The organism is Bradyrhizobium lablabi (assembly GCF_001440475.1).
In the GTDB taxonomy this organism is placed as follows: Bacteria; Pseudomonadota; Alphaproteobacteria; order Rhizobiales; family Xanthobacteraceae; genus Bradyrhizobium; species Bradyrhizobium lablabi.
Genome location: NZ_LLYB01000040.1, coordinates 1 through 12,032 on the forward strand (window position 1 = coordinate 1; position 12,032 = coordinate 12,032).

At 62.4% G+C, this 12,032-nt stretch carries 9 protein-coding genes and 2 tRNA genes; 8 read left to right on the forward strand and 3 right to left on the reverse strand.

Annotated features, from left to right (window positions below):
- Window positions 1-736, forward strand: a 736-nt coding sequence (locus CQ14_RS04010; RefSeq protein WP_063800296.1) for an NAD(P)H-hydrate dehydratase, incomplete at its 5' end; no start/stop codon positions are given.
- A gap of 507 nt (window positions 737-1,243) precedes the next feature.
- Here the strand turns inward: CQ14_RS04010 and CQ14_RS04015 are convergent.
- Both CQ14_RS04015 and CQ14_RS04020 read right to left on the reverse strand, forming a co-directional pair.
- A complete protein-coding gene (locus CQ14_RS04015) occupies window positions 1,244-2,329 on the reverse strand; it encodes an enolase C-terminal domain-like protein (protein WP_057856648.1) in 1,086 nt (361 codons plus the stop codon).
- Between the two features lie 10 nt (window positions 2,330-2,339).
- Entirely contained in the window at window positions 2,340-3,437 is a 1,098-nt protein-coding gene (locus tag CQ14_RS04020; protein WP_347337114.1) for a multicopper oxidase family protein, read from the reverse strand.
- Window positions 3,438-3,783: 346 nt separating this feature from the next.
- On the opposite strand from CQ14_RS04020, the gene CQ14_RS04025 reads away from it, so the two are divergent.
- The 6 genes from CQ14_RS04025 to CQ14_RS04050 all read left to right on the forward strand — a co-directional run bounded on the left by CQ14_RS04025 (window position 3,784) and on the right by CQ14_RS04050 (window position 11,292).
- Window positions 3,784-3,868: transfer RNA gene (locus CQ14_RS04025), tRNA-Leu, on the forward strand.
- Window positions 3,869-4,027: 159 nt separating this feature from the next.
- Window positions 4,028-5,386, forward strand: coding sequence for a trigger factor (gene tig / locus CQ14_RS04030; RefSeq protein WP_057856649.1), 1,359 nt, complete (start codon window positions 4,028-4,030; stop codon window positions 5,384-5,386).
- Window positions 5,387-5,689: 303 nt separating this feature from the next.
- Window positions 5,690-6,325 (forward strand): ATP-dependent Clp protease proteolytic subunit, encoded by a 636-nt coding sequence (locus CQ14_RS04035; RefSeq protein ID WP_057856650.1) that lies wholly within the window; start codon window positions 5,690-5,692, stop codon window positions 6,323-6,325.
- Window positions 6,326-6,772: 447 nt separating this feature from the next.
- The gene (gene clpX / locus CQ14_RS04040; RefSeq protein WP_057840487.1) at window positions 6,773-8,047 is read left to right on the forward strand and encodes an ATP-dependent Clp protease ATP-binding subunit ClpX; all 1,275 of its coding nucleotides are present in this window, start codon (window positions 6,773-6,775) and stop codon (window positions 8,045-8,047) included.
- A gap of 310 nt (window positions 8,048-8,357) precedes the next feature.
- Window positions 8,358-10,784 carry an endopeptidase La gene (lon, locus tag CQ14_RS04045; RefSeq protein WP_057856651.1) on the forward strand — a complete coding sequence of 809 codons (2,427 nt, stop codon included), beginning with the start codon at window positions 8,358-8,360 and terminating at the stop codon, window positions 10,782-10,784.
- A gap of 106 nt (window positions 10,785-10,890) precedes the next feature.
- Entirely contained in the window at window positions 10,891-11,292 is a 402-nt protein-coding gene (locus CQ14_RS04050) for a GFA family protein (protein WP_057856652.1), read from the forward strand.
- Window positions 11,293-11,294: 2 nt separating this feature from the next.
- Here CQ14_RS04050 and CQ14_RS04055 read toward each other — a convergent pair whose 3' ends face one another.
- A complete protein-coding gene (locus tag CQ14_RS04055; protein WP_057856653.1) occupies window positions 11,295-11,849 on the reverse strand; it encodes a hypothetical protein in 555 nt (184 codons plus the stop codon).
- 61 nt (window positions 11,850-11,910) lie between these two features.
- Between CQ14_RS04055 and CQ14_RS04060 the strand changes: the two genes are divergently transcribed.
- Window positions 11,911-11,987: transfer RNA gene (locus CQ14_RS04060), tRNA-Val, on the forward strand.
- The last annotated feature ends 45 nt before the right edge of the window (window positions 11,988-12,032 follow it).

Consider the following 12,032-nt stretch of genomic DNA (forward strand, 5'->3'; position numbering starts at 1 on the left):
GGCGCGCGGCGCGCTGCGGGCAGGGGCCGGCCTCGTCACGGTGGCGTCGCCCCGTGATGCGCTGGCGGTGAATGCCGCGGCGTTGACCGCGGTGATGGTTCGCGCCGTCGACAACGTCGTCCAGTTTGCCGAACTGCTTGACGATAGGCGGCTCAATGCCGTCGTGATCGGGCCGGGCGCCGGCGTCGGCACGCGCACGCGCGATCTCGTTCACACCGCGCTGTCGGCGAAACGCGGCCTAGTCCTCGACGCCGACGCGCTGACCAGTTTTGCCGAGGCGCCGGAGCGGCTGTTCGAGCAGATCAAGGCGAGCCACGATCCGCAGGTCGTGCTGACCCCGCATGAGGGCGAGTTTCCCCGCCTGTTCAGCGACATCAGCAACAAGCATCCCGGCCGCTCGAAACTGGAGCGGGTGCGCGCCGCCGCCGAACGCTGCGGCGCCGTGGTGCTGTTGAAGGGGCCGGACACGGTCGTGGCTTCACCCGACGGCCGCGCCATCATCGCCTCCAACGCGCCGCCCTGGCTCGCGACGGCAGGTGCCGGCGACGTGCTGGCGGGCATGATCGCGGGAATGCTGGCGCAGGGCGTGCCGGCCTATGAAGCCGCCAGCATCGGCGTCTGGATGCATGGCGAGGCCGCGGGAGAAGCAGGGCCGGGGCTGATTGCGGAAGACTTGCCGGAAGTGCTGCCCGCGGTGTTTCGAAGGCTCTATGACGAGTTCGGGATCAAGTATTAGCAAAGGGGCGTGTCATGACGCTCGATTCATGTCTACGCTCGCTCAGCCTAGATCTGCGCGGCACGCGCGCGACGGATGGCGACATACATTTCTTGAAATCTCAATTGCCCACCAGTTTGACACCTGACTGGCTCATGGCCCTCTTAAGAGGGCATCCGCTGGCGGGCGTTGGTTTCAGCTTAAACGAGAAGCACGACGAGTCTGGGATTGGAGCATCGGTTCTCTGGTTAACGCCCGAACAGATTGTGTCAGAGAGTGTCGAATGTCAGCCCGGGACGTCAGTGCTATCCTACGGGTTTCTCCCAATAGGAGGGTGTGCGGAGGGATCCGGAGATCCATATTTTTTGGATCTCAGAAATTCTTCTGACGATCCGCCGCTTGTAAGAGTTCCTCACGATTACGCGAGTTCGGGTCCCTATCCACTCGAGAAAATTGAAATTGTGACTTCGAGCATGTCCGAGTTCTTTCGGAGCTCCAGTCTCGATTAAAGGAACGCGCTCCACTATCCTACGCGACCAGATACTTCGCGACCGCCGTCTCGTTCCATTCCAGCCCCAACCCCGGCCCTCGCGCGGTTACCGTGCCATCGACGATCTCGGCCGGCTTGGCGAGGATGACGCTGGCGAAATCCAGGAACTCGAGCCAGTGCGCGGTCGGTGTCACCGCGAGCATGTGGGCGCTGGCTTCGGCGAAGAGGTGGCTCGACATCGGGATGTTGGCGGCTTCGGCTTGGGCTGCCACCTGCAGCCAGCCGGAGACGCCGCCGCATTTCATCAGGTCGGGCATGATGAAGTCGCTGGCGCCTAGCTCGATCGCTTCGGCAAAGCCGCGCGGAAACCACCAGTTCTCGCCGGCCTGAATTGGCGTCGGCGAGGCCTCGCGCACCTTGGCATGGCCGGACAGGTTTTCCTGCGGCACCGGCTCTTCGATCCAGTGCAGATCGTAGGGTTCGAGGCGGGCGATGCGGCGCGTGGCTTCCGCGGGATCCAGCGACTGGTTGAAGTCGATCATCAGCGCGATATCGGGGCCGAGCAGGGCGCGCACGCCCTTGACCACGCGCTCGTCATTAGCGGCATCGCCATCGCCGCCCTTGATCTTGATGCCGCGAAAACCCTGTTCGAGCGAATGGCGCAGCGCACGTTCGTCGGCGACGGGATCGACGACGCCGTAGCTGTCATAGGCCTTGATCCGTTTTGCCGAGCCGCCGAGCAGCTCGGCCACCGGCCGACTGGCGATCTGGCCGAGTGCGTCCCAATAGGCCATGTCGAGGCCTGACACCGCCATCCCGACGAGGCCCTGCCAGCCGAGCAGGCGAAACTTGGCGTCCATCGCCTTCATCAGGTCGTAGGGCGCGACCGGCTTGCCCACGAGCTCGCGGCCGATCTCCTCGATCAGATGTACCAGCGGCTTCAGCGTTAGCTTCGCGTAGCCGAGAATGTAGGAGCGGCCGGTAACGCCCTGATCGGTCTCGACATCGATCAGGACCAGCGGCCCGACATCGATCACGCCAAAGGCGGTCTTCACGGGACGCTTGAGCGGAACGACGACGCTTCGCGCCTTGACGCCGCGGATAGCAGGAACCGGTTTGCTCATGGCGTGCTCCTCATTCGACAGCGTACCACCGCACCAGCCGCGGCGCCGCCCAATCGGTCGCGACGGATTCGATCAGCCAGCGGCCGGCATGTTCGGCGGCAAACGCGATGCGCTGGGTCTGGCCGGGTTCGATCGCCAGCGTATCCAGCCAGAACGGTTTCCAGCCGTCATCGAGCCGGTCGAGCAGGCGGAAATGATGGCCGTGGAGGTGGAAGACGGTGGCGATGGCGGCGCGGTTGGTCAGCGCCAGCACGACGGTGCGGCCCTTCTTGGCGCGGAAAGAGGGCGGGGCATTTGCGTTGAACTTGGCCGGCGCCACCCATTCCCCCTGGGGATCGCCGAGCGCCAGATCGACCCGGGTCGCGCCCTTGAGCTCGATCCGCTCGGGCAGGCCGTTGGAAGGCAGCGGCGGGGCCGGCGGCAGCGGAGCGGGGCGGATCGGGGGATCACTGGAGACGACCAGCTTGCCAATCGTGCGGGCTTCCTTGCCGTCATGGAGGAGGATGGCTGCGGTAGTGCCTGCTGGAGCAATCAAATCGACGAAGACATCGGCGCGCCCGCCGGGCGCCAACACCACGGCTCCATTGCGGGCCTGGAACGGCTCGGATGGCTGGCCATCGATGGCCACCACGCGGACGTCGATTCCTTCCAATTTGATAGCAATAACAGAGCGTTGACAGCTATTGATAAGGCGGAGCCTGACCCGTTCATGTCTTCGGGCTGAGAGATCGAACGAGGTCTTTCCGTTAATTGTATGGATTATCATGGCGTCCGCCGGGTCGCTGCCGGGGGAGACCCCGGTTCCGTCCGGCCGGATTCGCCAATCCTCGATCAACAACACCTCATCCCGGTCGACCGCGACAGCCTCGTTTTCCCGGACTATGAGCGGGTATGCCCGTGACGGCCGTTCTGTGCCATCACCAAGGAGCCCAAGTTCGCATAGAAAGGTGCCAGCGTGGCGCAGGGGCATCTGCTTGGTCACCTTGTACAATCTGGCCGGTAGTGGCTCGACTTCCGGGGCACCGTTTATTCCGCGCCAATTGAGCATCGCGATATGGCCGCCGTCCCTCCAGCCAACTTCGACGATATCGCCGCGCTTAAACTTCAAAATCGGCTCTCCCAGCCCCCAGACTGGAGTTGCGGGAGCTCCGGACCGCAATTGCAAGCTCTCAACCTTGTCCTCTAGCTGCAACTCAGGACCCGCTTGAGCGAACCCGGCCGACGTCCATATAGGGGTCAGGACGGCCCCCAGACCGGCCATAAGTTCACGTCTATTCAGCGGGAATTTGGGGCTTGCCATCGGACGGTTGCGGGCCATTTCTGATGTATCCATGGTAGCTGTGACGCCTTGCCCCGGCGGTGTCAAAAAGGGCCATTTTTTTGCTGCGGAGGTGTAGGCTCATGTTATAAGCCCGCCGCCCGCGGCATCGCGGCCGGGTATGGATGCTTTTCACGCGGGCGTGGCGGAACTGGTAGACGCGCTGGATTTAGGTTCCAGTGACGAAAGTTGTGGGGGTTCGAGTCCCTCCGCCCGCACCAAGCGCTCTATCCAAGCGTTTGCATGACGATACTGGAGGACCTTCCCGCCGGGGAGCGAAGGTCCGCCGAACCACCGGCGCAGGCTGAAAGGCCACGCCTCAGACATTTGAACACTGTCGGGCCGCTCTGGCCCGGCGCAAGCGGAAGAAGATTGACACCATGCAGGTCACCGAAACCCTCGCCGAGGGATTGAAGCACGAGTTCAAGGTCAGCGTTCCCGCATCGGATCTCGATGCCAAGGCGGACGCCAAGCTGGTCGATCTGAAGGACAAGGTGCGCCTCAATGGATTCCGTCCCGGCAAGGTGCCGGTGGCCCACCTGAAGAAGGTGTATGGCCGCTCGGTGATGGCCGAGACCATCGACCAGACCATCCGCGACACCAACACGCAGATCTTCACCGACCGCGGTTTTCGTCTCGCGACCGAGCCGAAGATCACCATGCCGACCGAGACCAAAGAGGTCGAGGAGCTGCTCGCCGGCAAGACCGATCTGACCTACACGGTGGCGATCGAGGTGGTGCCGACGATTCAGCTCGCCGATTTCAAGACCTTCTCGGTGGAGAAGCCGGTGGTCGAAGTCACCGATGCCGAGGTCGATGAGGCGATCAAGCGCATCGCCGACAACAACCGTCCCTATGCCGCGAAGGCCGACGGCGCCAAGGCCGAGAACGGCGATCGCGTCACCATCAACTTCAAGGGCTCCATCGACGGCGTGCCGTTCGACGGCGGCACCGGCGAGGGCATCCCGGTCGTGATCGGCGCCGGCCAGTTCATTCCGGGCTTCGAGGAGCAGCTCGTCGGCATCGGCGCCGGCGAAGCGCGCACGCTGAAAGTCTCGTTCCCGAAGAACTACGCCAGCGAGAAACTCGCCGGCCAGCCCGCCGAGTTCGAGACCACGGCAACCCTGATCGAAGCCCCCGGTGAGACCAAGATCGACGACGAATTCGCAAAATCGCTCGGCCTGGAATCGCTCGACAAGCTGAAGGAAGCCGCGCGCGAGCGTCTGGTCGCCGAGTTCGCCGGCGCCACGCGCCAGCGCGTCAAGCGCGCGCTGCTCGATCGTCTCGACGACAGCCACAAATTCGAGGCGCCGCCGTCGCTGATCGAGGAAGAGTTCAATCTGATGTGGAACTCGATCAAGGCCGAGATGGAATCCTCCGGCAAGACCTTTGCCGACGAGGACACCACGGAAGATGCTGCCAAGGAAGAGTACAAGAAGATCGCCGACCGCCGCGTCCGGCTCGGCCTCGTGCTCTCGGAGATCGGCGAGAAGAACAAGATCACCGTGACCGACGATGAAGTCAGCCGCGCCGTGATCGAACGGGCGCGTTCGATGCCCGGCCGCGAGAAGGAAGTCTGGGACTACTATCGCAACAATGCCAATGCGCTGGCCCAGCTTCGTGCGCCGATTTATGAGGACAAGGTGGTCGATTTCATCCTCGAACTCGCCAACGTGACCGAGAAAAAGGTGACGCGCGAGGACCTGTTCAAGGACGAAGACGAGAAGAGCGCAGCCTGATCGATCTGGTCAGGCTGACATTAATGATGAACGGCGAAAGCGCAGTGGCGGCGGCATCCGTCGCTATGAGATCGCCTGCGAATCAGCTTGAACTCGTTCCATTCGGCTCGCAATTGCCCGGCCTTGTCGCCGGGAAATTGGCTCATATCTGTGAACGGCTCGCTGACGCGAGTTCTGAGTTGAAGTCCTGCATCACGGGACGTTCGTCCACGCGCGACAAGCATGCCGATTGGCCTGCCGTACCGATGGATGTACGCCCCCGCCGTTCTTGACCTAACCCTCTACTAACCCTTGGGGTGACTAATGCGCGATCCCGTTGAAACCTACATGAACCTCGTTCCGATGGTGGTCGAGCAGACCAACCGCGGCGAACGCGCCTACGACATTTTCTCGCGGCTCCTGAAAGAGCGCATCATCTTCGTCACCGGTCCGGTCGAAGACGGTATGTCGACACTCATCGTCGCGCAGCTTCTGTTCCTCGAGGCGGAAAATCCGAAGAAGGAAATCTCGATGTACATCAACTCGCCCGGCGGCGTGGTGACATCGGGGCTTGCGATCTACGACACGATGCAGTTCATCCGCCCGCCGGTGTCGACGCTGTGCACGGGGCAGGCGGCCTCGATGGGTTCGCTGTTGCTGGCGGCCGGTGAAAAGGACATGCGCTTCACGCTGCCGAACTCGCGCATCATGGTGCATCAGCCGTCCGGCGGCTTCCAGGGCCAGGCCACCGACATCATGCTGCACGCGCAGGAGATCCTGAACCTCAAGAAGCGCCTCAACGAGATCTACGTGAAGCACACCGGCCAGCCCTACAAGGCGATCGAGGATGCGCTGGAGCGCGACAAATTCCTCACCGCCGACATGGCGCGCGACTTCGGCCTCGTCGACAAGGTGATCGACAAGCGTCCCGAAGAGGCGACGACGACGAAAATCGGGTAAGGGGAAAACCCCGTAAGGTAACGGGTCGCGACACCCCTTGTTGACCTTAACGGTTGGTTGAATCGGCAAATATGGCCGAAAGCAGCAGGCCTGTGCGCTGCACAGGCCGAAAGTTCCGCTTTCGTGCCGATTTTGCGGCGTGGCACAAGCGCAACGCTCCGTCGATTTTGTCAACTTCTCCCCGTGCGAACGCCACAAATCACGGTATTGTCACGGGTAGCCAATCCGGCCCCGATTAGCGAATTCTTGATAGTCGGGTGTCAGCATGGTTGGCTGTGTGAACTGGGTTAAGATCGCGGGGGATTCCAGGAGCCGTGATTCGCAGCAGGGTGCGTAATTGAGTTAGGGTCTTTTCTGGTACGGAATTTGCTCTATCTACCTTGATGTCCGGTGAAGTGCCGGAATGGGTCGATCGGGTAACGGATCGAACGGCGGACGGAGACAGGAATGAGTAAGGTTGGCACGAGCGACTCCAAGAACACGCTGTATTGCTCGTTCTGTGGAAAGAGCCAGCACGAAGTCCGCAAACTCATCGCGGGTCCCACCGTATTCATCTGCGACGAGTGCGTCGAACTCTGCATGGACATCATCCGTGAGGAAAACAAATCCTCGCTGGTGAAGTCGCGCGACGGGATTCCGACGCCGAAGGAAATCTGCAAGGTGCTGGACGATTACGTGATCGGCCAGAGCCATGCCAAGAAGGTGCTCTCGGTTGCCGTTCACAACCACTACAAGCGCCTCAATCACCAGACCAAGCACAACGACGTCGAACTTGCGAAGTCGAACATCCTGCTGATCGGTCCGACCGGTTCGGGCAAGACGCTGCTGGCGCAGACGCTGGCGCGCATTCTCGACGTGCCGTTCACGATGGCGGATGCGACGACGCTGACCGAAGCCGGCTATGTCGGTGAGGACGTCGAGAACATCATCCTGAAGCTCTTGCAGTCGGCCGACTACAATGTCGAGCGCGCGCAGCGCGGCATCGTCTACATCGACGAAATCGACAAGATCAGCCGCAAGTCGGACAACCCGTCGATCACCCGCGACGTGTCGGGTGAGGGCGTGCAGCAGGCCCTGTTGAAGATCATGGAAGGCACCGTTGCCTCCGTGCCTCCGCAGGGCGGCCGCAAGCATCCGCAGCAGGAATTCCTGCAGGTCGACACCACCAACATCCTGTTCATCTGCGGCGGCGCCTTCTCAGGCCTTGAGAAGATCATCTCCGCGCGGGGACGTTCGACCTCGATCGGTTTCGCCGCCCAGGTTCTGGCGCCCGAAGACCGCCGCACCGGTGAAATCTTCCGCCACGTCGAGCCGGAAGACCTCCTGAAGTACGGCCTGATCCCGGAATTCGTCGGCCGCCTGCCGGTGGTCGCGACGCTCGAGGATCTCGACGAGAACTCGCTGAAGAAGATCCTGGTCGAACCGAAGAACGCGCTGGTGAAGCAATACCAGCGGCTGTTCGAGATGGAGAACATCGAGCTCACCTTCGCCGACGAGGCGCTTGGCGCGGTCGCCCGCAAGGCGATCGAGCGCAAGACCGGCGCGCGCGGACTGCGTTCCATCCTCGAGGCCATCCTGCTCGAGACCATGTTCGATCTGCCGGGTCTGGAAGGCGTCGAAGAGGTCGTGATCTCGCGCGAAGTGGTCGAAGGCACCGCCCGTCCGCTCTACATCTACGCGGACCGTTCCGACCGGGCCGTCGAGAGCAGCGCCAGCGCCTGATACCGTCGCGCCGGCCAGAACTCACTAGCTCCAGTAACGCGGCTGCCGGCGTTTCCGGCGGCCGCCGTAGCGTACGTGTTTTCCACGCGTTTTACCCGCAATTCGCGGTTATTTTCCGTGACTTGACACCCCCATACCCGATAGCCACCTAATGCCAATGGTGGCGGAAATCACGTTCGAGATTCGTCGCAAAATCATCCGGCAAGAGACGGCAGCAAAGGCGGCCGGCGAGCTGGAACTCCCGGCACCTTGTGGCGGTTGCGCAAATGAGCGGACTGCGTGCAAGGGGGCAAAACAGAAGGAATAGGCCATGACGACCCCAAAAACCCGGCCAACCATCGTTCTCGGCGAAAGCCATTCGTACCCGGTGCTGCCGCTCCGCGACATCGTCGTTTTTCCGCACATGATCGTGCCGCTGTTCGTCGGCCGCGAGAAGTCGATCCGCGCCCTCGAAGAGGTCATGAAGAACGACGCGCTGATCCTGCTGGCGACGCAGAAGAACGCGTCCGACGATGATCCGAGCCCGGAATCGATCTACGAGGTCGGTACGCTCGCCAGCGTGCTGCAGCTCCTGAAACTGCCCGACGGTACCGTGAAGGTGCTGGTCGAGGGTCTCGAGCGCGCGCGCGTGCAGAAATATTCCGACCGCACCGAATACTATGAAGCGACCGCGATTGCGCTCGCCGACACCGACGCCAACTCGGTTGAAGCCGAGGCGCTGGCGCGTTCGGTCGTGTCCGATTTCGAAAGCTACGTGAAGCTGAACAAGAAGATCTCCGCCGAAGTCGTCGGCGTGGTTCAGGCGATCACCGATTTCGCCAAGCTCAGCGATCAGGTCGCGCAGCATCTCGCCGTCAAGATCGCCGATCGACAGGGCATCCTGGAGACGTTGTCCGTCACGCAGCGCCTGGAGAAGGTGCTGGGCCTGATGGAGAGCGAAATCTCGGTGCTGCAGGTCGAGAAGCGCATCCGCTCGCGCGTCAAGCGCCAGATGGAGAAGACCCAGCGCGAGTATTACCTGAACGAGCAGATGAAGGCGATCCAGAAGGAGCTCGGCGACGACGAAGGTCGCGACGAGCTCGCCGATCTGGAAGAGAAGATTGCCAAGACCAAGCTTTCCAAGGAAGCGCGGGAGAAGGCGCAGCACGAATTGAAGAAGCTGCGCCAGATGTCGCCGATGTCCGCGGAAGCGACCGTCGTGCGCAACTATCTCGACTGGCTGCTGTCGATCCCGTGGAACAAGAAGTCCAAGGTCAAGAAGGACCTCGAGCAGGCGCAGGCCGTGCTGGACTCCGATCACTACGGGCTCGAGAAGGTCAAGGACCGCATCGTCGAGTATCTCGCCGTGCAGTCGCGCGCCAACAAGCTGACCGGACCGATCCTGTGCCTGGTCGGGCCTCCCGGCGTCGGCAAGACCTCGCTCGGCAAGTCGATCGCGAAGGCGACGGGGCGCGAATTCGTGCGCGTCTCGCTCGGCGGCGTGCGCGATGAAGCCGAAATCCGCGGTCACCGCCGCACCTATATCGGCTCGATGCCCGGCAAGATCATCCAGTCGATGCGCAAGGCGAAGACCTCGAATCCGCTGTTCCTGCTGGACGAGATCGACAAGATGGGTGCCGATTTCCGCGGCGATCCGTCGTCGGCGCTGCTTGAGGTTTTGGACCCCGAGCAGAACTCGACCTTCAACGACCACTATCTGGAGGTCGACTACGACCTGTCGAACGTCATGTTCATCACGACCGCGAATACGCTGAATATTCCCGGCCCCCTGATGGACCGCATGGAGATCATCCGGATCGCCGGCTACACCGAGAACGAGAAGGTCGAGATTGCGCGCAAGCATCTGATCCCGAACGCCATCTCCAAGCATGGCCTCGATTCCAAGGAGTGGTCGATCGACGACGAGGCGCTGCTGTTGATGATCCGCCGCTACACCCGCGAAGCGGGCGTGCGTAACCTGGAGCGTGAGCTCTCCACACTCGCCCGCAAGGCGGTGAAGGAGCTGATGATCTCCAAGAAGAAGTCGGTCAAGGTCACCGAGAAGACCCTGGAAGACTTCCTCGGCGTGCCGAAGTACCGCTTTGGCGAGATCGAGAGCGAGCCGCAGGTCGGTATCGTCACCGGCCTTGCCTGGACCGATGTCGGCGGCGAGCTGCTGACCATCGAAGGCGTCATGATGCCCGGCAAGGGCAAGATGACCGTCACGGGCAACCTGCGCGACGTGATGAAGGAGTCGATCTCGGCAGCGGCGTCCTACGTCCGCTCGCGGGCGATCAACTACGGCATCGAGCCGCCGATGTTCGACAGGCGCGACATCCACGTCCACGTCCCGGAGGGTGCAACCCCGAAGGACGGGCCGTCGGCGGGTGTGGCGATGGCCACCGCGATCATCTCGGTCATGACCGGCATTCCGGTCCGCCACGATGTCGCGATGACCGGCGAAATCACGCTGCGCGGCCGCGTGCTGCCGATTGGCGGTCTGAAGGAGAAGCTGCTCGCTGCCGCCCGCGGCGGCATCAAGACGGTGCTGATCCCCGAGGACAACGCCAAGGATCTCACGGAGATTTCCGATGCGATCAAGGGCGGCATGGACATCATCCCGGTCGCAAGGCTGGATGAGGTGGTCGCCAAGGCGCTGGTCCGCACGCCCACGCCGATCGTGTGGGAAGAGGATGCCAAGGTGGGCGTGAAGCCCGAGGCAGGCGAGGAAGCCGGCGGCGGCCTGACCGCCCACTGAGCCTATCCGTCCCGATATGATAAAACGGCGCCTTCGGGCGCCGTTTTTGTTTGTGCGGAGCTGACCTCGGCTTGAACCTCGGCCCGGCGGACGGAGTTGGTGGGGGATGGAAATCGACGGGCAATGCTATTGCGGGCGGGTGACCTATCAGGCCGATATCGATCCTGCGAAAGTCTCGATCTGTCACTGCACCGATTGCCAGAACCTGACGGGCTCGCCGTACCGGGTGACGGTGATCTGTTCGGCCGATCAGGTTCGGATGACGGGCGCGCCGGCGAAGGTCTATGCGAAGAAGGGCGACAACGGCCGGACGCGCTTTCAGCATTTTTGCGAGGCCTGCGGGTCGCCGCTGTTCACCAGCGGCGATGGCGGTTCGGACGATTGGGGCATCCGCTGGGGCAGCATCCGCCAGCGCGATCAGCTCAAGCCCGCGCGGCAAATCTGGTGCCGGTCCGCCGCGCCCTGGATCAACGATATCGCGGGATTGCCCGGGCGCGAGACCGACTAGACTCAGTCCATCGCGCGTGACACGCGCCGCATCAGTGACGGGTTGACGGTGGTCAGAACGACGTGAAGGCCCTCGGTCGCGCCGCCGATCGGCCATATCGCCATGAGGATGGTCGCATCGCCAAGGTATTGGTGGGGTCGGTAATAAGCCCTGAGGCCCGTTGGCGGCAGCAAGCGGCTTTCTGGCATCACCGGGTTGTCCGAGAGCACGCCGGTGCGGCCCCAGCCGCGCTGATGCAGCAACCGGTCGAAATGGGCGAACACTTTCTCGACGGACATCCACCCCTGCATGTGCGGATAGGCCGTTCCGACCCGCCGGTGAACATAGAAGGTACCAGGCGAATCCGCGTAGCTGATTTGCGAATAGTGCGGCTCCCACCAGAACGCACCGCCGCCCTTGTGTTTGACGGTGGGAATGTCGAGTTCGATGTAGCCCGGCTTGAACCACCAGAACGCAGAGACGGCGATAGCAACGGCCAGCAGGCCGTTGCGCAGAAAAGGTTTCATGATCTCGTCGTATGGCAGGTATTTCGCGGCAATTGGCCGGTTTCGGGCCATTTGTCGTCGCCGGCATCGCTTGCGTTCACACCGCGCGGCGCTGTAGATAGGGGCGGCTCAAGGGCGGCTAGCTCAGCTGGTTAGAGCATCTCGTTTACACCGAGAGGGTCGGGAGTTCGAATCTCTCGCCGCCTACCAGCCTTCGCTCCTATCGGGCTTCGGCAGGGCAAGCCAGCCTTCGCG